Annotated in this window: 15 protein-coding genes and 7 pseudogenes; 14 read left to right on the plus strand and 8 right to left on the minus strand. The window is 60.0% G+C overall.

Going from position 1 to position 25,176, the window contains the following annotated elements; all coding sequences use genetic code 11:
- The first annotated feature begins 17 nt into the window (after nucleotides 1-17).
- Both MTX21_RS34050 and purU read left to right on the plus strand, forming a co-directional pair.
- Complete coding sequence (locus MTX21_RS34050; RefSeq protein ID WP_280968895.1) at nucleotides 18-2,525, plus strand: FAD-dependent oxidoreductase; 2,508 nt, start codon at nucleotides 18-20, stop codon at nucleotides 2,523-2,525.
- Nucleotides 2,526-2,587: 62 nt separating this feature from the next.
- A complete protein-coding gene (purU, locus tag MTX21_RS34055) occupies nucleotides 2,588-3,451 on the plus strand; it encodes a formyltetrahydrofolate deformylase (RefSeq protein ID WP_280968896.1) in 864 nt (287 codons plus the stop codon).
- Nucleotides 3,452-3,703: 252 nt separating this feature from the next.
- Here the strand turns inward: purU and MTX21_RS34060 are convergent, their stop codons facing one another.
- Both MTX21_RS34060 and MTX21_RS34065 read right to left on the minus strand, forming a co-directional pair.
- The gene (locus tag MTX21_RS34060; RefSeq protein WP_280968897.1) at nucleotides 3,704-4,189 is read right to left on the minus strand and encodes an Lrp/AsnC family transcriptional regulator; all 486 of its coding nucleotides are present in this window, start codon (nucleotides 4,187-4,189) and stop codon (nucleotides 3,704-3,706) included.
- A gap of 583 nt (nucleotides 4,190-4,772) precedes the next feature.
- A complete protein-coding gene (locus MTX21_RS34065) occupies nucleotides 4,773-6,191 on the minus strand; it encodes a M20 family metallopeptidase (protein WP_280968898.1) in 1,419 nt (472 codons plus the stop codon).
- A gap of 950 nt (nucleotides 6,192-7,141) precedes the next feature.
- On the opposite strand from MTX21_RS34065, the gene MTX21_RS34070 reads away from it, so the two are divergent.
- From MTX21_RS34070 to MTX21_RS34090, 5 genes and pseudogenes are all read left to right on the plus strand, one after another.
- Nucleotides 7,142-8,446: an FAD-binding oxidoreductase gene (locus MTX21_RS34070; protein ID WP_280971330.1), complete on the plus strand. Its 1,305-nt coding sequence runs from the start codon at nucleotides 7,142-7,144 to the stop codon at nucleotides 8,444-8,446.
- A 66-nt stretch (nucleotides 8,447-8,512) separates the two neighbouring features.
- Nucleotides 8,513-9,517 (plus strand): hypothetical protein, encoded by a 1,005-nt coding sequence (locus MTX21_RS34075; protein WP_280968900.1) that lies wholly within the window; start codon nucleotides 8,513-8,515, stop codon nucleotides 9,515-9,517.
- A gap of 915 nt (nucleotides 9,518-10,432) precedes the next feature.
- Nucleotides 10,433-11,610 (plus strand): annotated as a pseudogene (locus tag MTX21_RS34080) (transposase); the annotation flags it as partial.
- Between the two features lie 20 nt (nucleotides 11,611-11,630).
- Nucleotides 11,631-11,792 (plus strand): annotated as a pseudogene (locus MTX21_RS40165) (IS91 family transposase); the annotation flags it as partial.
- Nucleotides 11,793-12,309: 517 nt separating this feature from the next.
- The gene (locus tag MTX21_RS34090; RefSeq protein ID WP_280968902.1) at nucleotides 12,310-13,908 is read left to right on the plus strand and encodes an ABC transporter substrate-binding protein; all 1,599 of its coding nucleotides are present in this window, start codon (nucleotides 12,310-12,312) and stop codon (nucleotides 13,906-13,908) included.
- A gap of 317 nt (nucleotides 13,909-14,225) precedes the next feature.
- Here MTX21_RS34090 and MTX21_RS34095 read toward each other — a convergent pair.
- Nucleotides 14,226-14,561, minus strand: a pseudogene (locus tag MTX21_RS34095) (IS3 family transposase); the annotation flags it as partial.
- A gap of 40 nt (nucleotides 14,562-14,601) precedes the next feature.
- Between MTX21_RS34095 and MTX21_RS34100 the strand changes: the two are divergent.
- Nucleotides 14,602-14,844 (plus strand): annotated as a pseudogene (locus MTX21_RS34100) (hypothetical protein); the annotation flags it as partial.
- Between the two features lie 48 nt (nucleotides 14,845-14,892).
- On the opposite strand, the gene asnB reads toward MTX21_RS34100, so the two are convergent.
- A complete protein-coding gene (gene asnB / locus MTX21_RS34105) occupies nucleotides 14,893-17,271 on the minus strand; it encodes an asparagine synthase (glutamine-hydrolyzing) (RefSeq protein WP_348637462.1) in 2,379 nt (792 codons plus the stop codon).
- On the opposite strand from asnB, the pseudogene MTX21_RS34110 reads away from it, so the two are divergent.
- The 6 genes and pseudogenes from MTX21_RS34110 to MTX21_RS34135 all read left to right on the plus strand — a co-directional run.
- Nucleotides 17,168-17,458: pseudogene (locus MTX21_RS34110) on the plus strand (helix-turn-helix domain-containing protein); the annotation flags it as partial. The gene asnB and the pseudogene MTX21_RS34110 sit on opposite strands and share 104 nt — an antisense overlap.
- An 86-nt stretch (nucleotides 17,459-17,544) precedes the next feature.
- Nucleotides 17,545-18,567, plus strand: coding sequence for an IS110 family transposase (locus MTX21_RS34115; protein WP_280968904.1), 1,023 nt, complete (start codon nucleotides 17,545-17,547; stop codon nucleotides 18,565-18,567).
- A gap of 264 nt (nucleotides 18,568-18,831) precedes the next feature.
- Entirely contained in the window at nucleotides 18,832-19,110 is a 279-nt protein-coding gene (gene tnpB, locus MTX21_RS34120) for an IS66 family insertion sequence element accessory protein TnpB (protein WP_280968905.1), read from the plus strand.
- Between the two features lie 50 nt (nucleotides 19,111-19,160).
- A pseudogene (locus tag MTX21_RS34125) lies at nucleotides 19,161-20,702 on the plus strand (IS66 family transposase).
- Nucleotides 20,703-20,731: 29 nt separating this feature from the next.
- Nucleotides 20,732-21,319, plus strand: a complete 588-nt coding sequence (locus MTX21_RS34130) for a UPF0149 family protein (protein ID WP_280968906.1) — start codon at nucleotides 20,732-20,734, stop codon at nucleotides 21,317-21,319.
- Between the two features lie 62 nt (nucleotides 21,320-21,381).
- A pseudogene (locus MTX21_RS34135) lies at nucleotides 21,382-21,630 on the plus strand (ATP-binding protein); the annotation flags it as partial.
- A 127-nt stretch (nucleotides 21,631-21,757) separates the two neighbouring features.
- On the opposite strand, the gene MTX21_RS34140 reads toward MTX21_RS34135, so the two are convergent.
- From MTX21_RS34140 to MTX21_RS34155, 4 genes are read right to left on the minus strand one after another with little or no spacing between them, the layout of a single operon-like run.
- Nucleotides 21,758-22,348, minus strand: a complete 591-nt coding sequence (locus tag MTX21_RS34140) for a UPF0149 family protein (RefSeq protein WP_280968907.1) — start codon at nucleotides 22,346-22,348, stop codon at nucleotides 21,758-21,760.
- 29 nt (nucleotides 22,349-22,377) lie between these two features.
- The gene (locus MTX21_RS34145; RefSeq protein WP_280970882.1) at nucleotides 22,378-23,937 is read right to left on the minus strand and encodes an IS66 family transposase; all 1,560 of its coding nucleotides are present in this window, start codon (nucleotides 23,935-23,937) and stop codon (nucleotides 22,378-22,380) included.
- Between the two features lie 50 nt (nucleotides 23,938-23,987).
- Nucleotides 23,988-24,341 (minus strand): IS66 family insertion sequence element accessory protein TnpB, encoded by a 354-nt coding sequence (gene tnpB / locus MTX21_RS34150; RefSeq protein ID WP_280968908.1) that lies wholly within the window; start codon nucleotides 24,339-24,341, stop codon nucleotides 23,988-23,990.
- A complete protein-coding gene (locus MTX21_RS34155) occupies nucleotides 24,338-24,799 on the minus strand; it encodes a transposase (protein WP_280968909.1) in 462 nt (153 codons plus the stop codon). The genes tnpB (MTX21_RS34150) and MTX21_RS34155 overlap by 4 nt, the downstream gene beginning before the upstream one ends.
- Nucleotides 24,800-25,176: the final 377 nt, after the last annotated feature.

Raw genomic sequence — 25,176 nt, forward strand, 5'->3', positions numbered from 1 at the left:
TTTTTCTGAGTCTTAGAATGCAAAGCAAGCTGCCATCCCACGCGGAATACGTCATTATTGGCGGTGGAATCATTGGTTTATCCATCGCCTATCATCTCACTCGGCTCGGGCATCGCGACGTTCTGCTGCTCGAGCGCGACCAGCTAACCTGCGGGACCACTTGGCACGCGGCCGGCCTAGTCACCCAGCTTCGAGCCAGTGAGAACATGGCCAAACTGGCTCAGTACACCGCGGGGCTGTTCCGAGAACTCGAGGAACTGACAGGGCAACACACCGGCTTTCGGCAATGTGGGTCGATTACCGTCGCAGCGACGCCCGAGCGGCTCGAGGAGCTTAAGCGAGGTGCGTCAATGGGGCGTTCCTTTGGCCTCGATGTCGAGATTATCGATGCTGCCGAAGCCAAGCGACGTGTGCCCTTGCTCGAAGTGGCAGATGTACTTGGGGCAGCATGGATCCCCTCCGATGGCAAGACGAATCCGGTGGATACGGCCAGGGCGTTCGCCGCCGGTGCGCGGCAGGGTGGAGCGAGGATCCTGGAACGCACTCCAGTCACGCGCGTTCTCGTCGAAAAAGCGAAGATCACCGGTGTTCAGACCGCGGAAGGGATAGTACGGAGCGACAAGGTCGTCATCTCTGCCGGAATGTGGAGCCGCACTTTGGCTGCCGAACTGAATTGGACGGTGCCGCTGCATGCGGCAGAGCATTTCTATGTGATGACAGAGTCCATTGCAGGTTTGTCACCCGATACTCCCACGGTACGTGATCTTGATGCGTGCTTCTACGCAAAGGAAGATGCTGGCAAATTGCTCGTAGGTTTCTTCGAACCCAAGGGAAAGCCCTGGGGTATGGAGGGGATCCCGCGTGAGTTCAGTTTCGACTCTTTACCTGACGACTTCGAACATATCGAACCTCACCTCGCCAATGCCGTGCGTCGTATGCCGGCGCTGGAAAATGTGGGGCTGCAGCTGAGCTTCAATGGTCCGGAGAGCTTCACGCCTGACAATCGGTTCCTGTTAGGGCCTGCCCCTGATATCAGCGGGCTCTATGTCGCCTCGGGTTTTAATTCTTGCGGTATCGAGTCATCTGGCGGCGCCGGCAAGGTTATGGCTGAGTGGATGTCGACCGGCGTGCCCGCCAGTGACTATTGGGAAATGGACGTGCGACGTGCCATGCCATTCCAGCGCAATCGACGATATCTGCGCGATCGAACGGGCGAGGCAGTTGGGCTCCTTTATGCACTGCATTGGCCTCACAAGTCGCCGAAGACGGCTCGTAAAGTGCGCGTCTCGCCGCTACACGATCGGTTGGCAGCCGCTGGCGCGAAGTTCGGCGAGGCTGCCGGGTGGGAGCGGGCGCAATGGTTTGGTGCGCCTGAGTCGTCGGGGAGCGCCCACGCCACGTTCGTTCGCGACGACTGGTTCAAGGCGAGCGGGGCGGAGCACGAGGCAACTCGTTCCGGGGTCACGCTGTTTGATCAGACTTCGTTTGCGCACCTCCTGGTGCAGGGTCGTGATGCGCTGGCCCTTCTCCAGTGTCTCTCCACCAATGACGTTGATGTTCCGGTGGGCCGCATCGTGTACACGCCATGGCTCAATGAGCGAGGCGGCATGGAGTCCGACGTCACGATCGCACGAATAGGCGATGAGGAATTTTTGGTAGTTACGGCGGCGGTGCAGCGCATCCGGGATCTCGCTTGGCTGCGAACGCATGCCAAGGGTGCGGGACACGTATTCGTCACCGACGTCTCGTCGGGGTACGCGTGCCTTTCCGTCATGGGTCCGCGCTCGCGAGAGCTGCTCATGCGCGTGAGTCCTGCGGATTTTTCCGATGCTGCCTTTCCTTTCGCTACGGCCCGAGAAGTCGAGATTGGCTATGGCATGGCGCTCGCTTTCCGCATGACCTTTGTGGGAGAGCTCGGATGGGAGCTGCACGTTCCGGCCGAACTGGCGCTGGGTGTCTACGATGCGCTGATCACCGCGGGAGGCGACCTCGATCTGCGCCACGCGGGTTACGTGGCGCTGAATACGTTGCGTCTTGAAGCCGGTTATCGCGACTGGGGCGCAGATGTAAGTGATGAGGATTCTCCGCTCGAAGCGGGATTGGGTTTCACAGTCGCCTGGAACAAGGCTGAGGACTTCATCGGGCGGGCGGTTCTTGAGTCGCAGCGCTGGCAGGTTCCGCGCCGCCGCCTTGTGCAATTGGCCGCGCCCCGGGCGGCGCCGTTGATGTTCGGAACAGAGCCGGTCTGGCGCAATGGATCGCTCGTTGGCTACCTGCGTTCCGCGGGGTTCGGCCATACGCTCGGCTGCGGTGTCGGCATGGGATATCTACGCGCGGAGCACGGAGTGACTGCCGAATGGCTGACCAAAGGATGCTTCGAGATAGAAATCGCGGGTGAACGGCACGCCGCCATCGCGTCTCTTCGCGCTTTCTACGACTCAAACCGCACCAGAGTAAAGGGCGAGTGTCGTAAGATCGAAGACCTGATCGGCCAAGAGCTACTCACAGCACGCTCTGAGGGATAACTTCCAATCCTCCTTTGTTTCAACGAAGTTTACGGAGAGGCCGCCGCCGGGCGGTAAGCGCAATGTCAGACCGCTCCATGGTCCTCGTTTTGTCGTGCCCCGATCGTCCAGGCATCGTGTCGGCGGTCTCGAGTCTTCTGTTTGAAGCTGGTTGCAATATCCTCGACGCTCAGCAGTTTGACGACACCGAGACAGGTCAGTTCTTCATGCGCGTTGTCTTCGATCGCCTCGAGCAGGCTAAATCGGAGGCGGAAATCGCGGCCTCAATTGAGGAGCTGGCCAAGCGCGTCGTCATGACATTTACTTTGCGGCAGAGTCCCGCAAAAAAACGTGCTATGTTGCTCGTTTCGAAGTTCGACCATTGTCTGGCGGATTTGCTTTATCGCTGGCGAATCGGTGAACTGACCATGGAAGTGACGGCGATCGTTTCCAATCACGACCGTGAGCATCTGGCTTCCACTGATCTCGGGGGGCTGCCCTTTTATCATTTTCCCGTCACCAAGCAGACGAAAATGGAGCAAGAGGCGCGAATCTGGCAGCTCGTCCAGGAGACCAACACAGACCTCGTTATCCTCGCGCGCTACATGCAGATTCTGTCCGATGGGTTATCGGCCAAGTTGTCGGGGCGCTGCATCAACATTCATCACTCGTTTCTACCAGGCTTCAAGGGGTCCAAGCCTTATCATCAGGCCCATGAGCGGGGTGTGAAATTGATCGGTGCCACAGCCCATTATGTGACCTCCGATCTCGACGAGGGGCCGATTATTGAGCAGGATGTCGAGCGGATCTCGCATCGCGATACACCCGATGATCTCGTGCGCAAAGGGCGCGACATAGAGCGGCGGGTACTGGCCCGCGCAGTGCGCCATCATCTCGAGGATCGCGTGGTGCTCAATCGCAAGAAGACTGTCGTCTTCACCGGCTGACCAGAGCTGTGACCTGCAAGAGCGGATCTATCAAGCTGCCCTGATTCTGCGCAAGCCCCTTCAGATCGCCTCGTCCGAGTCGACGGTCGTAAGATTGATTTGAGGCGATACAAGCCGTCTCACTCTCGTTGGAATACCGACGAGAGACGACGCTCCTCGCCTAACGTGAGTGGCGGGGCAATAGCATTGGTTGGACGCATTCCTTGCCAATAGACAATGGGAGCGCGCGACGATACGCGCAGCGATACCGCGCTATTTGTACCGATCTTCCGACGGCGCCTCAATTGGCACGGCGAAGCCAGCCTTTACGCGATCCATAATCACCATCGTCTTGACTCCCTTGATGTCGGGATTCTCGTAGAAAAATCGTCGGGTGAATTGCTCATAATCTTCCATGGTACGCGCGGTGATGTATAGAATGAAATCGGCATCGCCGGTGACGTAAAATCCGTTGACGACTTCGGCTGACGATTTGATTGCCTTTTTGAACCTGTCAATTATGTCTGAACGTTCCCGCTCCAGGCTCACCAGCACAAGCATTTGAATTGGGTTTCCCACTGCCTTCGGCGAGACAATCGAGACGTCCGCTTCGATAATGCCTTCGGAACGAAGCCTCTTCAGGCGCCTTTGACACGCGGTGGCAGAAAGCCCGGCCAGCTCGCCGATAACATCGGAAGTTAGACGATTGTTTTTCTGGACGATCTCAAGAATACGAGCGTCTATTCGATCGTACTGCATAATCGGCTCCAGCCCTTGAGGTAGATCTCGCCGCAAAAGAGGTCAGGGGTAAAAGAAATCATCCTAAAGACAACACGACGTGTTGCAAACGTGCCTAGGCGATTTTCCTGAAGGCACACGCAATTTTCAATGGGTCGGATTGGATAATGTCTAGAAAAACCAGCTCTCCGGCATTTTGGGGCCCCGGTGCGATCTAGCTCAAGGCATGTCAATGGCCGAACGGCCGATCGCCGACGGCCTTCACCAGAGCATTGTGGGCAGCTATCCACACCCAAGTACGCCTGCCGCACTCAGGGTCATTATTCCGGAGAGGCTTTTGTCGAGAGAAACGTTTGTCGGCTTCGATGACCGGCCCCATCATGGCGCGCCACGTCCCTGATCGCCGTCGCGCCTCCGCGTTTCGGTAGCACTCCTCAAACAACTGATTAGCTTTGTAGTCGAAATGACGGCACTCCTGCGCGATCGACCTCATGAATCGGAGCGGGGTGCAGTCGACGGCTCCTCACAACCGCTGTGACTCTTCTGATGGTGGCTTGGTAGCTTTGTAGTCTCTTTCCAGATCGGCCAAATTACAATAGCGAGGCTAACTCGCCATTTCGAGAGGCGGTTTTGTATCGGGCCCGATCGGGTTCATGAAAGGATTTTCACAGCGAAACCGCTTGAACGTCTCCTTTGCTGCCGAAAGAAGAGCTGGATCCGACAGAACGTCGGCTGCGACGCCCGCCATAGCCTTCGCTGCGAGCGTAATGCCTTTATGAGCGGCTGGAGATTTACCCTGAGCAACGAGCTGCCAGGAATGGAAAGGTGTTCCGGTTGCGAAGCAAGTGGCACGGCATTGCACAGTCGGGACCACCCAGCTCACAGTTCCCACGTCGGTTGATCCGAGCGCATCCGAAGATCCGCCGTTGAGTGGGCAGATCTGCTCGCAAAAAGGCTCGGAGTCAGCCGGCAGCCCAACCCGCTCGTAGGCGGCACGAATATCGGAAGGCACAAAGGTTTCCTGAATTTTCTTGGCGAATTCCTTGTCGGTGCGGTCAAATTCTGGCGCGCCCAACTGTAACAAGTTCGCGTGCATGGCTTCTTCCAGCGGGCGGTTTCCGACCAGGTTTGCCTCGCCAGAAAGCTGCTTTATCTCGACCCTCGTTTCAGTCATCAGGGCCGCGCCCTCGGCGATCTTCTTGACCCGTTCGATCAGTCCCCACATTTCGCCCAGATTGAGCGCGCGGACCAAGTGGCGCACAACAGCCCGTGGCTGCACCACGTTTGGCGAAATACCTCCGCCTTCGACAAGAGCGTAATGAATACGAGCCGACGAGGGCATGTGTTCACGCATGTAGTTCACGCCAACGCTCATGAGCTCTACGGCATCCAGCGCGCTGCGTCCGAGGTGAGGCGCCACAGAAGCGTGAGCGGCGCGGCCGTGGAAGGTGAATTCGAACTCCGCGCAGGCGAGTGACATCGGGAGAAATACGCCTGTGAAGCCCGAAGGGTGCCAGCAAATTGCAACGTCGGCGTCATCGAAAGCGCCAGCGCGCACCAGAAAGCTCTTGGAAGATCCGCCTTCCTCAGCAGGGCAGCCGTAGTAGCGCACCCGACCGGGTAACCCGGACTGAGCCAGCCAATCCTTAACCGCCACCGCAGCCAACAGAGAGGCCGAGCCGAGCAAATTATGGCCACAACCATGTCCGAGACCGCCCTGAACCAGGGGACGCTCTTCAGCAATGCCGGCCTCCTGGCTCAAGCCCGGTAGTGCATCGTACTCACCGAGGATCGCAATGACGGGACCACCCTCGCCAGCCTCTCCCATGATCGCTGTCGGTATTTCCGCCAACGCTTCCTTCACCGAGAAACCCTCGGAGGCGAGCATCCCGCTGTGCTCTTTTGAGGCAAAAAACTCCGTATAGTTTAGCTCGGGGTGGTCCCAAATCCTGTCGCTCAGCTCAAAGAATTTCGATTTATGTGCGTCGACCCGGTCCCAGACTTCCTTCGCGCTCCTCAGCATCCGTCCTTCTCCGCTCGGAAATATTGCACCCAGTCCATCCTAAGTGGCCTCCGGCGCTCTCTTACGCAGTATTTCCTCTCTTGGAGAGTGATTCCTGCAAACACTAGCTAATGGCGCAGAAAAATATGCGTCCTTTCGCGGTTTCGTGGAGCTATCGAGAGGGCAAACGCAGAACAGGGCGGCGAGGTAAAGATCTGCTATCTCCGATGATACTCTAATTGAGTGCCGGATCGCCAGGAATGTGAGCGCCGCTGACGGAGATAGATTGCCAACTTTAAGAGTGCTGCGCGGACCGAAGGCGCACTCAAGTTTGTTGGAGCGGCTCGCTCTGATTGACGCGAGGGGCGGTGCGTATCTCTGCAATCGAATGGCTCGGCGGACGCCTGTCTCGGCGTGGACCGTCACCACCGGACGACTAAGGGTTCGACTTCGCGGCACCGCATTTCATGATTTCGGTAGCCTCGCCGCCGCAGCGTTCGGCCTTGGTGAGCTTTGTCTCCAGATGCCGGGCACTGCTGCGCCGTTATCGGGATCGGTGGCCCGGCGAAGTGTCACATGACGATAGGAAACGAGAGTGATGGCGGAGCATGCCCGAATAGGTGCTTGCGCCAAACCCTCCTCGGTCCTTGGTCGGCTCAGGTTGATGTTCCAAATTTCATATCACCTCTCGTGCCTTTAAGCGCAAGCTCGTGCTGCGTATGAAAGCTTTGCTTGCTGCCCATCCTTCGCAGGATTTCGGCAAGGAATGGCCCAACATCACGCAAATCCGGCTCAGGCGCTCATTAAGCTTGGCGAATAATAATGGTTTCCCAGTCGCCTAGTATTATCAGGCGTGTCACGAGCAGGCTCTTGCGGAGAGTTGTCAATTGAAATTGTGAGCGGTTCGTTAGCCCGCGCCGTCTCTGGAAGCGCAAAAAGTGGCGCGCCAACAAACGACTAGGAGAAGCGGAATGACTGATTCGAAAACCGCCCCACGGTACACAGTGGGGTCGGGATGGAATGCGCTACTGCCGCGGCGAGTCCCCCACGAACAGCTCCCAAAAGAGAGGAGATATCATGCGATCGTTGTCGGGGCCGGGTACACAGGACTGGCGGCGGCCCGTCGTTTGGCTGAATTGATGCCGGAAAAGGATATTATTGTCATCGAGTCGTCGGAGATCGGAGAAGGCTCATCGGCGCGAAACTCGGGTTTCTTGTCGCCATCGGCGATCGAGCCGCGTCCAAATGCGTACGGCTCAGCAGAGGATGATGCAAATCGAAAAACGCGTATCGTGCTCGCCGGGCTCGAGTGGCTACGGACTGTTGTTGAGGAGCATAAGGTTGATTGCGATTGGGATGAGAAGGCCCCACGCATAGTTGCTGCTGCTACTCGCCAAGGAGAGCTCAGGCTCTTGCGCTCACGACAAGCTTTGGAAAAGAGGAATCTAAAATACTTGGAGCATGATGCCCAGGGACTTAGAGCTCTTCTTGGGACTGACTATTACCAATACGGCTATGAGACGCTAACGCGCGCTTTTGTACAACCGGCGGCGCTTATCCGAGGTCTCGCTGACACGCTTCCTTCCAATGTCACCGTGCTCGAACATACGGAGGTCGAGGCTGTGGAGGGATTGGGCCCGTTCACAGTGCGGACGCCTCGGGCAGAGTTTGTGGCCGACAAAGTATTCATCGCGAACAATGCGCATGCGAGGGCTTTAGGTCTTTCTATAGATCGAATGGTCTTCGTTTACACCTATGGTGCGCTTACCCCCGAGTTGGACAACAATGAACTCGCGAAGCTGGGCCATTTACCCGAATGGGGCGTACTCCCACCAACGCCTATGGGAACCACTTTGAGAAAATGGAAGCGACGCTTCCTGATACGCAGTGGTCATTCTTATGAAAGGGAGAGCGACCTTGAGAAGGTGCGCGCGACTTTGACGTCGTTGTATCGACGCCGATTTCCGGGCTTGCGTTCTTACGAGTTGGAATACGTTTGGGCCGGAGGGGTGGCTGTCACCTCTAATGGCGGAAACTATTTCGGTGAACTGAAGCCGGGACTTTACGTCTCCGTTGGCTGTCAAGGCGCTGGGGTCTTGAGGGGCAGCATTCATGGAAAGCTGCTCGCAGAAATGGCTTGTGGATCTCAGTCTCCGTTGTTGGCTGATCGACTTACGCTAACCGGCCCCAGCTGGATTCCGCCGGAGCCGTTTCGTGGAATCGGCGCCATGGCAAGGATGGCTTGGAAGCATTGGCAGGCCGGGCGCGAATACTGAACGCCGGGCTTGCTGCAATTGTCGCAAAGCTGCAGGACTTGAACTGAATGCTTGGAGAAACGTGGGATGACGATTGGAATCGGAGCGTTCGGACCAATGGCCGGCCTTGCCGTCTATCGCGCACTGCGTGTTGCAGAGAAAATTGGCACGGGCTCCATCGGGGGCTTTGCGACGTTCGCCGCCATTACTGATGATGGTCGCCCCATCTTTGCAGTGACACAACGAGGCGGTGCCGCGACTGCTTTCACCGAAGGTGAGACCACAGGCGTCGAGCCCTGGCCTGAGTTCGCTGGCGCCAAATTGGCGGCGGTAATTTCGTCCGGTCCGGACCGCCCAGGAGATCTCACCAGGTTCATCCCCATTGATCCGGCTGTCGGCCTTGTGACGGGCCACCGCAGTCCGAGCACAATAGGAAGTAACGGCAAGCCGATGAATGCCGACGCGCTTGCACGGATGCGGGCTGGAGCCTCAGCAAGTGAAGTGGCCATAGCGGTTACAGGTGAGAGCCCGCAAGCGGACTGCGGAATCATCTGCGTGGATATCAAAGGACAGATGGGCGTCAGCAACACCGTCCGCGTTGTCAACCGACCAGATGTTGCCCAGGTGGTCCGTCATTACAAGCGGACTGGAGCTGCAGTGGCTGTACTCCATAACGCTATTTTTCCCCGGATGGCCGTTGCGGAAATCGCTGCCGCAGTTGCTATGGAGACGATGGCAGCCGATCTGGAGTCCGAAGGGTTCATAACAATTACCGCGGGAACGCCAATTTGCAAGGGTGAGCAGGATGCGGTCTTCTGCAATGAATCGGGCCGTGTTCTACGCGTGACGACCGCTGATGCTGAAGCTGGCCTCCGCGCTCGGCTACGTATAGCCGCCCCTTATCTCGCAAGTGCAGTTTGGCTAGGCGACACGCTGGTTGGCCGCACTACGTTGGAGCCAATCGCGATCGCCGAGGACGGCAGACTCATTACCTTCGATGGCAAAGACGAACTGCGCATTGGCTTTTGTCGGGAACTAAGCTCAGTGCCGCCGCTCATTCATCACGGAGTATTTGATGACAGAAAGCTGTAAAGATTCAACCCGCGCTGTTGCGCGCTTCGCTTCAACTCTCGATTGGTCTATCGTGCCAAGTAAAATAAAAGCTGAAGCTTGCCGTCGTTTGCTGGATTCTGTTGGCTGCATCCTATCGGCTAGGCGTACGCATGTGGCGCCGATCGATGGCATGGCTGACTTCTTGGAGGATGGCGATGCCGCGTCTGTCGTGGAGCGAAAACAGCGCATAAACCTTGCGGGAGCGTTATGTGCAAACGGGCGACTTGAGAGCTGCATGGACCTTGATGAGACGTTGCCGGTCGGCCACCACTTTGGTGCGGCCGTTTTTGTTGCCGCTCTCGGTGTAGCAGTGGCGGGCAAGGCGACCGGTTCCAAACTCCTTCAGTCTGCAACTGCAGGCCAAAAGGTTGGTGGTCGCGTTGCGAGCGCACACGGGGCACGCGGCTTCGGCGGGGGAGGGTGCGGCCGGCGTTGCTGCAATCTTTGACGGCGATCGCAACCTGATCAAATTGTGTGGTACAGAGTCTTTCGACTCTGATGCTTTGCTCGGCGAGTTTGGCTCGCGATGGATGCTTGCTGGAATTACTTACAAAGCCTGGCCACCTGTCGTTGGATGCGTCAGGCGCTCACCGCGCTCCTCAAAGCCGCCAAACGGAGGATCGACCTCAGCAGATCGAACGCGTCATCCTCGTTACGAACTCGTTGGTATCCGGTCCTCGCTTTGCCAATTCTACACCAAGCACATGGATTTCGCGGTAATACAGTTTTCCGCACGCCGTGGCCATGTGTTGCTCGACATTCCTGTCGGACCGGAATGGTTGGAAGAAGCGACGGACGATAGCCGAGACGTCAGGGAATTGCGAGAAAAAGTGACGTGGAGCACTGGAAGCCTGCGGATGGGTATGCAAACCACATGGTACGCGGACAGTTACGGAACATGCCCGCGCCGATGCTCTGGAGAGCGAGGTCGCCGATCGCAAGGCCCGCAATGCCGATGCCGGATGCGCGCATCGAGCGGCTGAGGCAGAAAGGCTTTCGACCGCGCCCGGTTCGGCCGACGATCTGAAAAGCTCGGCTCGGCGACTGGCGAGGATGAACAGCAGGCCTCGTCTTCGAGGACATCGAGATCGGCATCGCCGCGATCAAGGCCCAGTTCAGCAAGGGCCGGGCGCAAGCGGACGGCAAACGTGCACCGCGTGGCGCAAGGGCTTTGCACCGCATCTATCGTCGAGCTCGACCGCCAGCTGATGGCGCAATGCATGGGCAAGCTTGGCTTCGAGCTTGAGTCGTGGCCGACTACATCTTCGGCGAGATCAAGAAGGCCGACCGGGTCTTTTGCCGAGGAAGCCACTTTGCCGACGCTCCGGGCTCCGGATCGACGAAGACGGCCTACTCATTGCACATGCCCGGGATGACCGAACGTTTGACCGCAGCGGTCTCCCGATGGTGGCTTATTGCGCTTCGAAGACGGCCGCTCAGGCAAATGCGGGGTCCGGCACCTCAATCGTTATCGCGGCATCCTGCAAATGATGGGATATGCCGCCTATATCAAGCTCGCGCGATGCGATCGCGGGAGTGATGGCGTCATTAGCAGGCTGCTGGTCACACACCAGACGCAAGTTCTACAAGCTCCATGTTGAGAAATCTCGGAAGTGGCAAGGGCGTCGATCGGGCGGATGGCTCTGGTCGTGCGCGGTCAAAGCCCCAGCGCTCGCGTTGCCGCGCTCCAGCAGGCATCCGCGGCGGTCGTCGCAGATCTCTTCGGACTCTGGCAGCAGACTTGCGGCGCATCTCGGGCGAATCAAAACTCGCTGAAGCGACCGCTGTGCGGTCTCGCGCCGTGCCCATCTTCGAACGAGTCCTCACCAATGATCGCATCAAGCTCGAGTCTAACACCGTCGAACGCACCATCAGGCGAGGAACAGAAAGAACAGCCTGTTCGCGGGCAACCACGGCGGCGGACGAACCTGGGCAACCATCACAACACTGCTGAAGACGGCGAAAATGAAACAACGTCGACCCGTTCGCTTGTTGCCTTAACACTTCAGCGTATCGCCAGCGGCTGGCTGAGCAGCGAAATCGGCGCATGTCATGGAACCACGTCAGCCTGACGGCCTCAGCTCGCCGCTTACGATGGATCGCCTGCGAGCCGGGCTTCCTCTTGCTGGTCCGCGTGCTCCCACGCCTATTCCTGGAGCTCCTGAAAAATGCATTCGACGGTGGCAAGCTGCTGTTCTTCTCCGACTTGCAGCGCCTAAACGAGCCCAAGCCCTTCAGGCGCTATTTGACGCCGCCGCCAAAGCCGAGCGGGCCGTCTTTACCAAACCGCTACATCGACATGCCCGACCTACGCGAGCACAAAAAGTTCGCCCTGCACCAAGTTGCATGACTTCCCTTTTTGCAGAACGTGCTAGTTGCTGATGCTGAGCTAGCGGACTCGCGTTTTCTTGGGTCGTTGGGCCGATAACCAGATCCTAAGCCGGCGACTCCATGTCCGCCGACCTGCGCGGCAAACACCGGAAGTCTGCAAGATCGTCGCATCAATTGCGCCATCCTGCACCGATTTGGCAAACTAGCCCAAAAACTGCATAGACCGCACCACAATATAGTGTTGCTGACTGGGAGGAAAGGCGAAGCTTACCAAAAGGGGGCTGAAGGCTAATCTTGCCGGCTCCCTTCTCCCGAGACGCAGGAAGAGATCCTAAAGGCATCGCGTCGTTGCGAGATACCCACCGACCGCCAAATCCCTCGGTATCAAAACGGGTGGTGGATCAGCCTCACGAATAGCTCTAACAACGGGAAACTGAAGGATGGCAATTTCTCGACGTGACCTCATGAAGGCGGGCGTTGCCGCCGGAACGGCCCTGTCACTTCCGCGCGTCTTGCGAGCACAAACCGCACCAAATGTCGCGCGTACCGCTCGGATGGTAATGGGCGAACTCGGAAGCTTCGATCCGATCACTTCGACGACTTATTCGACTGGCGCTCATGCTCTGGCGATTTACGATATGCTGTTCTCACCAGATTCCAAGCTCGTTGCGCAGCCTCAGATGGTGGGGAAGTGGGACGTTTCGGATGATAGGAAGACCTATATATTCGAGCTTCGGGACGGCTTGGGCTGGCACGATGGCACTCCTGTTACTGCGTCGGACTGTGTTGCCTCGATCCGCCGCTGGGCCCAGGCAGCGCCCGGCGGACAGTTGATCATGGAGCGGTCGAAGGACATCTCAAAGAAGGGTGACAAGATCTTCACGATCGCGCTCAAGGAGCCGTTGGGGCTTCTTCCTGATCTTCTGGCAAGCGTTGCAACGCCGTGCCTGTTCATCATGCGAGAGAAAGACGCGGATCGCCCGGCTTCTGAGCAAGTGACTGCGAATATCGGATCGGGCCCGTTCAAGTTCAACGACTATCTAGCCAAACCTGGTGCAAGCTTCACGTACGACCGCAACGAGAAATATATTCCGCGCAACGAGCCCGCAGACGGGCTTGCCGGCGGGAAAGTCGCCAAGGTGGATCGTGTCGTCTGGGAGCAGATTTCTGATCAGCAGACTGCTTTCGCTGCGATACAAGCCGGTGAAGTGGATTTTCTCGGAGCTCCGCCGCTCGATCTACTCTCTACCATTCGAAACGATCGCAATCTCAAACTGGAGGTTATGAATAAGGGCGGGCTTGATTGTTACATGCGGTTGAACTTTCTGCAAAGGCCGTTCGACAACGTGAAGGCGCGGCAAGCGATGCTCCATCTGGTAGATCAACGGTCGTTCTTGTCTCTCCTGAGCCCCATACCGGAGTACGTCCACCCTCTTACCTCCTTGTTTGGGATCAGTTCGCCCTACACTAACGACGTTAATACAGGATGGTACAAGCAGGGTGGTGATCCCGAGAAAGCCAGGCAGCTCTTCAACGAAGCTGGTTACTCCGGCGAAAAGATTGTCATCCTTCAGCCGACGCCCATCAAATGGATAAGCGAATGTGCGCAGCTTGTCGCTGCGGAACTGCGCAAGATTGGTATAAATGCCCAATTGGCACCGGGTAGCTGGGCAGACGTACAAGCGCGTAGCGCAAACAAAGGTCCTGTCGAGAGTGGTGGGTGGAGCATCTTTATCTCCGCTAGTTCCGCATACGCCGACTCCAATCCTCTCATTAACAATGCCTTGGCCGCGAACGGCGACAAGGCTTGGGTTGGCTGGCCGACAAACCGCGAATATGAGACCTTGCGGGCCAAATGGGCGGATGCCACGCTGGAGGAGCGTCAGGCGCTAGCCCGGAAGATGCAAGGTATCTGGTGGGATTTTGTTGGCTGCGTGATGCTAGGTCAATTTGCGACTCCAATTTTGCGTCGCAGCACGTTGACCGGCCTCTTAAGCACGCCAAGTCTCATACCGATGTGGAACATGCAAAAGACGTGAGGGTACAGTAGCAACCTGCGATTCATCGAATTCGCAAGCGACGGCTGAACTGCGGAAGATTCGGCTCAACGCTGTACTCGCGATAAGCGACTGCGGTGGAGTCGCTAGGCGTAAGGGCGAACAAGGGACCGATCGAGAGCGGCGAATGGAGCATCTTCATCTCGAGTGATTCCGATTGCCGGCTGAGCAATCCGATCGGCAATGTCATCTTAGCAGCGAATGGTGGCAAAGCGTGGTACGGCTGGCCGAACAACGAGGAGTAAAGGTTGTTTCATTTGTTACACGAGACTCTCAACAGTTTGTCTCTTGAATGATTGTCATTGCGGTCCTGCAGGTTGTAGGTCAGCTGTGAGCTGCCGCCGGTTTGATGGGCACCCGATTAAGCTCATCCCACCCTTGCGCTCGAATTGAGCCGGGGAGACAGCCGATGGGCGAATGGCTGCGGGTCGTGTTGTAAGATCTCTCGATGTAGTCGAACACGTCGGCTCGCGCCTCGTCTCTGGTCCTATAGGTTTTGCTCTCAGTACGTTCGGTCTTGAGCGACGAGAAGAAGCTCTCTATCGCCGCAGTGTCCCTGAGGTTGCCGAACGGCTCATGCTGCAGACGATGCCGTGGTCGGCCATCAGGCGCTGGAACTGCTCGCTTGTGCACTGTTCAGGCGGTCGTCGCAACACTATGGAGTTGGAGGTTGCGATCAGCATTCGAAGGCGGCGATTGGCACGGTCTGGGCGAGCGCCATTACCATCGCCCAGTCGAAGAGGTGCTCTCAAGATGCGGGGCCATTTCACCCGGGAGATAGGGCGCGTTCTCGGTCGAGCCGCCGCGACAATCTCGAGAGAACTGCGGCCCAATGCAGCCAGCCGCAGCGGCGGATTGGAGTGTCGAGCGACGACTGCCCCCTGGCATGCGGATCGATCGGCTCGCCGGCCTAAACTGACTAGTATGACCGGCTCCTCTGTTTGACACTGGAGAAGGCGTACCTATTCAGACGGTGAGGCTCACTTCATAGTCGGCCAGGAAATCTTGGAGATTCAGGATACACTCCACCCACCTGACTTTGTCCCCCGCGTTGAGCAATGCGCGGGAGCGCTCGACGGATAGTAGTGGTGCAACTTTGGCATTACGATCATTTAGGAGCGCGGTGAACCGAGTGTGCAACATTCTATCGTAGGATGGATCCTGGATAGGTGGGAAAATGCTCTTAACTCGCTGCACCACCATGTGCGGCAGCAGGTCCGCCGTGGCGGCACGCAGCAGGCTCTTCTCGCGACCGTCGAATGTCTTGTGGGCCCAGGGGGCGCCGAAGACGTACTCAACGAGCCGGTGGTCACAGTACGGGACCCGCAGCTCGACACCTGACGCCATGCTCAGCCGATCATCGACGTCGAGCAGCTTCGGCAGAAAGCGCGTGAGAAAGAGATAACAGACCTCGCGCATGCGACGTTCGTGCGGATCAGCCGAGGCGGGCCCGGTCAGGACGGGTACTTCCGCAAGTGCCCTCCGGTACTGTTCGTGAAGGTAGCCGGGGAAGTCGAGCTTCTCGATGAGTCCAAGGTCTAGGGACTGCCGCGCCGTATCGATTTTGGCGATTGACCAAGGAAACGTGTCGGCCTTAATATGCGCGGGATCGTGGAACCATGAGTAGCCGCCGAAGAGTTCATCTGCCGACTCTCCGGAAAGAGCCACTGTCGAGTGCTGCCGGATTGCCCGAAACAGCAGATACCACGATTTCTCGGTGTCGGCCGAGGTAAACGGCAGGTCGCGAGCGTGGAGGATGCTGGTCCGCACATCCCGGTCCATGAGCTCGTCCGCGGACAGCGTCACGTCCGTGTGGTCTGTACCAACGAACCGCGCGACCTCCTGCACGTAAGGGCCGTCGGGGGTAGCACACATGGGGCCGGGGATAAAGTTCTCGGTATAGCCCACGAAGTCAACGGCGAAGGACCGTACCTGTTTGTCGCTGAACCGTGCCGCCAGTGCGGTCACAGCCGACGAGTCAAGCCCGCCCGACAAGAGTGTGCACAGCGGCACTTCAGCGTTGAGCTGCCGCTGGATGGTATCCTCGAGCAGATAGCGGACGTGCCGGATGGTGGTGGGTAGGTCGTCCGTGTGATCCGTGTCGGTAAGCTGCCAGTAGCTCGTCTGTTGGATGCCTTCGCGGGTTACGCGGACGATATTGCCTGGCCGCACTTCATGCATGCCTCGGAAGACGGTGTTATACGGGTCGGCGACAGAGCATAGCGTGCGACGAAGCCCGTCGGCGTCCATGACCCGCTCTGCGAGACTATTGGCGAGGATTGCCTTTGGCTCGGAGCCGAACAGAACTCCGTGCTTGGTGGGGTAGTAATAAAGCGGCTTGATGCCGAGGCGGTCTCGTATGAGAAGCAGTTCGCGCTTGGCGGTATCCCACAGTCCGTACGCGAACATCCCGTTGAGTTCACTTACAGCCCTCCGCGGGTCGGCGTAGCCCCATTCGCGGTGGGCGTGCAGCACCACCTCGGTGTCGCTGCTCGTGTCAAACTGATGGCCTAGCTCGACTAGCCGCTGACGCAGCTCACGGTAGTTGTAAGTCTCGCCGCAGTAGATGAGCACCAGCGTTGTTCGACCGCCCTCCTGGAGCTTCATCGGCTGCCGACCGCCCTGCATGTCGAGGATGGCTAGGCGGCGGTGCCCTAGTGCGGCGGGTCCGTCGATCCAGGTTCCCTCGTCGTCCGGGCCGCGGTTGGCCATGCTGGCCGTCATGTCGGCAAGCTCCCGTCTCGCAGACGGATCTCCAAGATCACGATCGAAGTCAATCCATCCACAGATCCCGCACATATTTTGGTTCCTTGCCTTTGGGTAACAATCGCGCAGCTTCCGGGCTGCTGGGCAACCCACCTCGTGAAGACGTGATACGTCTTCATGCGGCCTTCTCAATTCAGCAGACTCAATGAATGGTGGCGGCACTCCCGATGCTGATGCTCTAACGCGGCCCCCCTGCAACGTGCACCGACCTGTTCTGGTGGGCCGCATCAATTCTCGTGAAGCTCGAGACGAGAGCAAGCCAGATCGACTTCTGCGGATTCCGCTCGATGTCGCCCAGCATTCCGAGATGATCTCGCCCACCATTCCGATTTGAAGTCGCCCACCCGTTCCGAGATGATGTCGCCCACCAATCCCGGATGATGTCGCCTCGGGTGACGAAGCCTCTTCTGGCTCCCATAGGGCAACCCTTTCGGCTTGCGAAGGGGGACCATGGATGCCGACGGAGAGGCTTGCGATGCGCCGTGTGCGCGATGTGATCAGGATGAAGGCGGCTGGGCTGCCGAGCCGCGAAATTGCGCGGCGGATGGGCGCGGCGCCCTCGACAGTGCGGTTGACCATCCGGCGGTTCGAGGCCGCAGGCCTGAGCTGGCCGTTGCCCGACGAACTCACGGACGCGGCCCTGGAGGCCCGCCTGTTCGCCAAGACCGGCAACGGCAACCGGCAGGGTCACCGCCGCATTGCCGAGCCCGACGGGGCGGCGGTGCACCGCGAGCTCAAGCGCAAGCACGTGACGCTGTCAATTCTGTGATGGTGTGGACGCCCCCCTCGACGGCATCAATGTGCCAAGATGGTGGGTGTTGAACAGCCCACCGCAGAGAAGGAGCGTCCGCCATGGAAGTTAGCACGATCGGACTGGATTTGGCGAAGAACGTATTTCAGGCGCACGGAGCGGATGCTGCAGGCGCCACTGTTTTCAGCAAGCGCTTGCGGCGTCACAAGGTGCTGGAGTTCTTCGCCAAGCAGCCAGCGTGCCTGGTCGCGATGGAAGCCTGTGCCAGCGCGCATCGTTGGTCGCGCGAGATCGGCAAGCTCGGCCACACGGTTCGTCTCATTCCGCCAGCTTATGTGAAGCCCTTTGTGAAACGGCAGAAGAACGACGCCGCTGATGCCGAGGCGATCTGTGAGGCCGCCCAACGGCCGACGATGCGCTTTGTTGCCGTTAAGAGCAGGGAGCAACAGGCCGCCGCGGTCGTGTTTCGGGCGCGCGATCTTCTGGTGCGACAGCGCACCCAGGTGATCAACGCCCTGCGTGCCCACCTCGCCGAATACGGCATGGTCGTTCCTCGGGGGCCCTCTCACATGGTCAAGCTCATTGAGCTGGCGGCAGATCCGACAAGCGATTTGCCAGAAGCTGCCCGAGTAGCGCTCGAGGTGCTTATTGACCTGCTGCGCTCGCTGCATCACAGGATCAAGCATCTTGACGCCGAGATCGCACGCCGTGCCCGGGAAGACAAAACCGCGCGGCGGCTGGTAACTATTCCCGGTGTGGGTTCGATAACAGCGACCGCATTTGTCGCTCTGGCCCCTGCGGCCACGACCTTTAAAAAAGGCCGCGACTTCGCTGCCTGGCTTGGGCTCACGCCGAAAGAGAACTCGACCGGCGGAAAGCAAAAACTTGGCGCAACGTCGAAGATGGGTGAGCGGACGTTGCGGCGCTTGCTCATCATCGGAGCTTGTGCCGTCGTGCGGCACGCTCGCCGCCACGGCACTCCCCAAGGATCGTGGCTGGCGCGGATGCTCTCCCGCAAGCCGTCTATGCTCGTGATCGTCGCTCTCGCCAACAAGATGGCCCGCATCGCCTGGGCTCTTTTGGCGAAGGGCGGGCTCTACCAAGCTCCGGTCGCGTCGACATAGTCGACCGGCCAGAGGTCGTCGAGGGTGTAGGAAGGTCAACGGAAGGTACGGCGCAACAGTCGATGAGACGGGATCGGAAAAGCCAGCTCCTCCCACAGTGCCTCCGAGTTCGAGCACGTTTCTGTGATTTGGCCCCGATCCGCGAACTCCCATACGGGCCCGCGACGCATGACCGGTCGCATCAGAGGCCGGACAGATGTCAGCACCCGACTACGCGCAGCGCCTCACGAAAGATTCCTCTTGCGCTCACGGGGGCGTCCACAGATGTCGGCGCTGGTGAACGAAGCGCTGCGTGCGAACCCGTACTGCGGCGACGTCTTCGTGTTCCGCAGCAAACGCATGGATAGAGTGAAGCTTCTGGCGTGGAACGGCAGCGGCATGGTGCTGGTGACGAAGTGGCTGCACCAAGGGCGTTTCACCTGGCCGCCGATCCGCGACGGCGTGGTGCATCTAAGTGCGACGCAGCTCGCGATGCTGCTCGACGGGCTTGAGTGGACGCGTGTCTCACCCAAGCCTGTGAAGCAGCCGGCCGTTGTCGGCTGAGAGGTGAGGATTTTGCTGGAGCGTGTAGCGCGCGCATGTATCGTTCGATCATGGCGATTCGCCCCGACGCTCTCCCGACCGATCCGTCAGCTCTGACCGAGATGGTGCTCGCGCTTGGCGCCGAGAACGAGAAGCTGAGCGATGCAGACGCTCAAGGAGATGATCTTCGGGAAGCGCTCGGAGCGACTTGCGGTGCTCGTGGACGAGCAGCTCGCGCTCGAGCTGAGCGATCTCGAGACCGACGCCACGTTGCCTGTGCAGGCCAACGACGATGTGCCTGCGGCGAAGCCGCCCGGCAAGGTGCGCAAGAAGGCGCGCCGCAACATCGGCGCCTGCCCAAGCACCTGCCGCGCTGCGAGCAGGTGCTGGAGCCGGAGGCGACGGCCTGCCCGTGCTGCCAGGGTCAGCTTCGCAAGATCGGCGAGGACGTCAGCGAGGTGCTGGACGTGATCCCGGCGATCTTGCGGGTGCTGCGCACGATCCGTCCCAAATATGGCTGCCGCAGCTGCACCGATGGCGTGGTCCAGGTGAAGGCGTTGCCGCGCCTGATCGAGAGCGGCATGGCCTCGACCGCGCTCGTGAGCCACGTGGTGGTCTCGAAGTTCGCCTGGTATTTGCCGCTGTATCGGCAGGTGCAGATTCTGGCCGGCCAGGGCGTCCATCTCGACCGGGCGACGCTTGCCGGCTGGGTGAAGCGTGCAGCCTGGTGGCTCAAGAGCCTCTATGAGCTCCAACTGCGCACAATTCAGGCCGCGTCGCGCGTGTTCTGCGACGAGACCCCGATGCCCGTGCTCGATCTCGGACGACATCGCACCCGCATCTGCCAGTTCTGGGCGCATGCCATGGATGACCGGCCATGGGGTGGCCCTTCGCCGCCGGCGGTCGCCTACGTGTTCGCCACCGAGGAGATCGCCGGACAATTGACGGGTTTTTCCGGCATTCTGCAGGTGGATGGTTATGCCGCCTACAAGGCGCTCGCCCGCGGCCATGGTGGCGCGATCTAGCTTGCTTTTTGTCTCGCCCATGCCCGACGCAAATTCGTCGAGGTCTACAAGATGATGCAGTCGCCATTCGCGCGCGAGGTGATCGAACGCCTGCAGGCGGTCTATGCGCTCGAGGCGGAGATCCGCGGCAGCAGCGCCGAGCAGCGGCTGGCCGCCCGCCGCACTAGGAGCGCACCGTTGATGGCAGCGCTCAAGGCGCGACTGACCGCCATGGTCGACCAGCTCTTCTCGCAGCCGAAGCTGACGGAGGCGATCAACTACACGCTCAATCACTGGGACGGGTTGACGCTGTTTCTCCGCGACGGCCGCGTCGAGGTCGACAGCAATACGGTCGAGCGTTCCATGCGCCCGATTGCCATGGGGAGACGCAACTCATTGTTCAGCGGTAGCGAAGGCGGTGCTGAGAGCTGGGCAATCCTGGCGTCGCTCGTGAACACGGCAAAACTCCATGAGCTCGATCCGCAGGCCTATCTGAACGACGTGCTGGAACGCATCGTCTCAGGGCGAACCAAGAGCCATCAGCTGCACGAGCTGCTTGCCTGGAATTGGAAGGCGGCCCGCGAGCGCGTTGCACAAGCTGCCGCATGAGCCCACGTCGCCATAAAACATCGTAGTCGATGGCCGCCGCGATGCCGCTTGCGGAACTCGAGCGATGGCTCCAGGCTCGCCTCGATCAGCATCCTGCCGCCACCAGTCTCCCCATGCTCGACGGCTACGTCGCCGCGATCGTGGCTGGACCAGTGTCGATGAGCCCACTCGACTGGATCTGCCCGCTGCTCGCCATCGATGCCGATGCTTTCAACCACGGCGGCACTCCGGAGTTCGCGGCGATCTCCGCCGTTGCGCTGCGCCATAACGACATTAGCAGCACCCTCTCGACCGCGCCCGATCAGTTCGCGCCGATGCACCGGCGCAAACCCAATAGCGACGTCGATCCGCGACCCTGGTGTCAGGGATTCTACGCCGCGATGCGGCTCAAGCTGTCGGCGTGGGCGCCGTTGCTGGACGCCAGCAACGTCAATCATGGCCTGCTTCTACCCATCCCGCTGCACTGTCGCGACGATCAAGGCCGTCCGCTCCTCGGACCGCCAACAAGCGGCCGCGAGACTCGGGGCTTTCTGCGCAACGCCCACGCTGATATTCCAGCGGCCGTCGAGGCCATGCGCCAATACTGGATGCCGATCCGCTACCCACGCGCCCGCTGATCACCGCAGACGTGGGACCTCATACCGGTTACGGATGACGTATGTGGCGACAGTGATCCTGCCGTGTCGATCTGCTGATCCTCGATGATTGAGGGCTCGAGCCGCTGGATGCAGGCGCCGTCATGACCTCCTGGCAATCCTCGAAGATCGCGACGGTCACCGTTCCACCATTGTGACCAGCGAGCTTCTCTGATCCCACCTGTGCCGACGCCGTGCTCGATCGCCTCGTCCACAATGCCCATCGGCCCGACTTCACCGACGAGAGCCTGCGCCGAACTTGGCAATCCGCCCGAAAAGGCCTGAGCCCGTGACGCTTCGACAACGCAATCGCGTGCCCACATACCCCCAGCAACCGCAGAAGAAAACAGGTTCAAGCCGCGATTCCAGATTGACCATGCGGTCTAACGTAACCGGCATGAGCTCCCACGTCTGCGGAGATCAGCGGGCGTGTGGGTAGCGGATCGGCATCCAGTATTGACGCATGGCCTCGACGACCGCTGGGATATCGGCGTAGGCGTTACGCAGAAAGTCGGCGGTCTCGCGGCCGCTTCGGGGGGATCCGAGCATCGGCTGCCCCTGATCGTCGCGACAGTGCAACAGAATGGGCAGAAGCAGGCCGTGATTGACATTGCTGGTGTCCAGCAACGGCGCCCACGCCGACAGCCTGAGCCGCATCGCGCCATAAAAACCCTGGCACCAGGGACGCGGATCGACGTCGCCATTGATTTTGCGCCGGTGCATCGGGGCAAACTGGCCAGGCGTGGTCGAAAGGATCTGGCTGATCTCGTTATGGCGCAGCGCGACGGCGGAGATCGCGGCGAACTCCGGGGTGCCGCCGTGGTTGAAAGCATCGGCGTCGATGGCGAGCAGCGGGCAGATCCAGTCGAGCGGGCTCATCGACACCGGTCCGGCCACGATCGCGGCGATGTAGCCGTCGAGCATAGGGAGACTGGTGGCGGCAGGATGCTGATCGAGGCGAGCCTGGAGCCATCGCTCGAGCTCCGCAAGCGGCATCGCGGCGGCGGCCATCGACGCGGATGCTTTATGGCGACGTGGGCTCATGCGGCAGCTTGTGCGACGCGCTGGCGGGCCGCCTTCCAGTTCCAGGCGAGCAGCTCGTGGAGCTGATGGCTCTTGGTACGTCCGGAGACGATGCGCTCCAGCACGTCAGTCAGATAGCCCTGCGGATCGAGCTCATGGAGCTTTGCCGTGTTCACGATCGACGCCAGGATCGCCCAGCTCTCGGCACCGCCTTCGCTGCCGCTGAACAACGAGTTGCGCCTCCCCATGGCAATCGGGCGTATGGAACGCTCGACTGTATTGCTGTCGACCTCGACGCGGCCGTCGCGGAGAAACAGCGTCAACCCGTCCCAGTGGTTGAGCGCGTAGTTGATGGCGTCCGTCAGCTTCGACTGGGAGAAGAGCTGGTCGACCATGGCGGTCAGCCGCGCCCTGAGCGCCTCCATCAACGGAGCGGCCCTGGAGCGGCGGGCGGCCAGCCGCTGCTCGGCGCTGCTGCCGCGGATCTCCGCCTCGAGCGCATAGACCGCTTGCAGCCGTTCGATCACCTCGCGAGCGAATGGCGATTGGGTCGTCTTGTAGACCTCCACGAATTTGCGCCGGGCATGGGCCAGACAAAAGGCGAGCTGGATCGCGCCGCCATGACCGCGGGCGAGCGCCTTGTAGGCGGCATATCCGTCCACCTGCAGAATGCCGGAAAAGCCCGTCAATTGTCCGGCGATCTCCTCCGTGCCGCGGCCGTCGGCGAACACGTAGGCGACCGCCGGCGGCGAGGGGCCGCCCCATGGCCGGTCATCCATCGCATGCGCCCAGAACTGGCAGATGCGGGTGCGATGTCGTCCGGGATCGAGCACCGGCATCGGCGTCTCGTCGCAGAACAGGCGCGGCGCGGCCTGGATCGCGCGCAGCTGGAGCTCATAAAGGCTCTTGAGCCACCAGGCTGCACGCTTCACCCAACCGGCGAGCGTCGCCCGGTCGAGATGGACACCCTGGCCGGCCAGGATTTGCACCTGTCGGTACAGCGGCAGATACCAGGCGAACTTCGAGACCACCACGTGGCTCACGAGTGCGGTCGAGGCCATGCCGCTCTCGATCAGGCGTGGCAACGCCTTCACCTGGACCACACCATCGGTGCAGCTGCGGCAGCCATATTTGGGACGGATCGTCCGCAGCACCCGCAGGATCGCCGGGATCACGTCCAGCACCTCGCTGACGTCCTCGCCGATCTTGTGGAGCTGGCCCTGGCAGCACGGGCAGGCGGTCGCCTCCGGCTCCAGCACCTGCTCACAGCGCGGCAGGTGCTTGGGCAGCGCGCCGATGTTGCGGCGCGCCTTCTTGCGCGGTTTGCCGGATGGCTTCGCCACAGCCACATCGTCGTTGGCGGGCGCACACAGCCTCGCGTCGGCCTCAAGATCGCCCAGCTCGAGCGCAAGCTGTTCGTCGACGAGCACCGCAAGCCGCTCCGAGCGCTTCCCGAAGATCATCTCCTTGAGCGTCTGCATTGCTACGCGCAGCTTCTCGTTCTCGGCGTCAAGCGCGAGCACCATCTCGGTCAGAGCTGACGGATCGGTCGGGAGAGCGTCGGGACGAATCGCCATGATCAGACGATACATCCGCGCGCCATAGGCTCCAGCGAAATCCTCACCCCTCAGCCGACAACGGTCGGCTGCTTCACAGGCTTGGGCGATACGCGCGTCCACTCGAGCCCGTCGAGCAGCATCGCAAGCTGCGTCGCACTGAGATGCACAACGCCGTCGCGGATCGGCGGCCAGGTGAAACGTCCTTGGTGCAACCACTTCGTTACCAGCACCATGCCGCTGCCGTCCCACGCCAGAAGCTTCACTCTGTCCATGCGCTTGCTGCGGAATACAAAGACATCGCCGCAATACGGGTTCGCGCGCAGTGCTTCGCTCACCAGCGCCGATAGCGTGTGCACCGACTTGCGGAAGTCGACCGGCCGGGCCGCCAGCACCACCTTGAGGTCTGACCGTAGCGCAATCACCGGATCCCTCGAAGCGCCGCCAGCACCGTCGCAAGCGTCGCCAGCTCCACGCCCGGCTCGACCCGGATGCGCGCCCCGTTCACCTCGATCTCGACCACTCCACAGACCTTGGCCGGCGGCGTGGCAATCTCCAAGGGCTTCATCTGTACCGGTGAAATACACTCGGACTCGCCAGCTATGCCGCCATCGCTCTCGGCACCAATTTGGATCGGCACGAAGTTCGGGGCTTTGCCGGCCACCGCCGCCGCAACCTGGCGTCGCCACACCGTGAGCAGTCCGCGGGAAACGCCGTTGCGCCGCGCCACCTCGGAGATGTTCGCACCCTCCTCAAAGCTCTCCGCCGCGATCCGGGCCTTCTCCTCGCTCGTCCATCGTCGCCGCCGGCGCTGCCCAGTGATCACCTCGACGCGACGATAAGAGTCACCTTCCTGCCTGGCATCAAGCATGGCATTTGCCATCGCTTCACCTCCACCCATCACCTCATGCCAGGCTGTATCCCAAGCGAACCGCGCGATGACGAGGTGGAGGCCTCATGCCGGTTACGGTCTAACCGATGCCAGAGGACGATGAACTTGGCCGTTTAGGACCTGGAGCTCGTCTGGGGGGCATGACGGCCATCACCGTCAACCGAGGAATGTACTTCGGGGAGCCGAGACCAGCACTTTACGCCCAATTGGATGTCAAAAGGGCTGGGTCTTAAGAGATAATATTTACGGGGAGCTTCTGGCAGAGATGGCTTGTGGCTCTCAGTCTCCGTTTTATGTTAGCCGGCCCGACTGGATCTCGCCGGAGCCATTCCGTGGAATTGATGCAATAGTACGAATCCTGAGATCAT

It is taken from the genome of Bradyrhizobium sp. ISRA430, assembly GCF_029909975.1.
Classification (GTDB): domain Bacteria; phylum Pseudomonadota; class Alphaproteobacteria; order Rhizobiales; family Xanthobacteraceae; genus Bradyrhizobium.

Bases quoted from the DNA above. Each gene is read 5' to 3' on its own strand.
- MTX21_RS34065 (WP_280968898.1), bottom strand. From the start codon at position 6,191: ATGCTGAGGAGCGCGAAGGAAGTCTGGGACCGGGTCGACGCACATAAA.
- MTX21_RS34140 (WP_280968907.1), bottom strand. From the start codon at position 22,348: ATGGCCGCCGCCGCGATGCCGCTTGCGGAGCTCGAGCGATGGCTCCAG.
- MTX21_RS34130 (WP_280968906.1), top strand. From the start codon at position 20,732: ATGGCCGCCGCGATGCCGCTTGCGGAACTCGAGCGATGGCTCCAGGCT.
- purU (WP_280968896.1), top strand. From the start codon at position 2,588: ATGTCAGACCGCTCCATGGTCCTCGTTTTGTCGTGCCCCGATCGTCCA.
- MTX21_RS34090 (WP_280968902.1), top strand. From the start codon at position 12,310: ATGGCAATTTCTCGACGTGACCTCATGAAGGCGGGCGTTGCCGCCGGA.
- MTX21_RS34050 (WP_280968895.1), top strand. From the start codon at position 18: ATGCAAAGCAAGCTGCCATCCCACGCGGAATACGTCATTATTGGCGGT.
- MTX21_RS34145 (WP_280970882.1), bottom strand. From the start codon at position 23,937: ATGGCGATTCGTCCCGACGCTCTCCCGACCGATCCGTCAGCTCTGACC.
- asnB (WP_348637462.1), bottom strand. From the start codon at position 17,271: ATGGTCAACCGCACTGTCGAGGGCGCCGCGCCCATCCGCCGCGCAATT.
- MTX21_RS34115 (WP_280968904.1), top strand. From the start codon at position 17,545: ATGGAAGTTAGCACGATCGGACTGGATTTGGCGAAGAACGTATTTCAG.
- MTX21_RS34155 (WP_280968909.1), bottom strand. From the start codon at position 24,799: ATGGCAAATGCCATGCTTGATGCCAGGCAGGAAGGTGACTCTTATCGT.
- MTX21_RS34075 (WP_280968900.1), top strand. From the start codon at position 8,513: ATGACGATTGGAATCGGAGCGTTCGGACCAATGGCCGGCCTTGCCGTC.
- MTX21_RS34060 (WP_280968897.1), bottom strand. From the start codon at position 4,189: ATGCAGTACGATCGAATAGACGCTCGTATTCTTGAGATCGTCCAGAAA.
- MTX21_RS34070 (WP_280971330.1), top strand. From the start codon at position 7,142: ATGACTGATTCGAAAACCGCCCCACGGTACACAGTGGGGTCGGGATGG.
- tnpB (WP_280968905.1), top strand. From the start codon at position 18,832: ATGTCGGCGCTGGTGAACGAAGCGCTGCGTGCGAACCCGTACTGCGGC.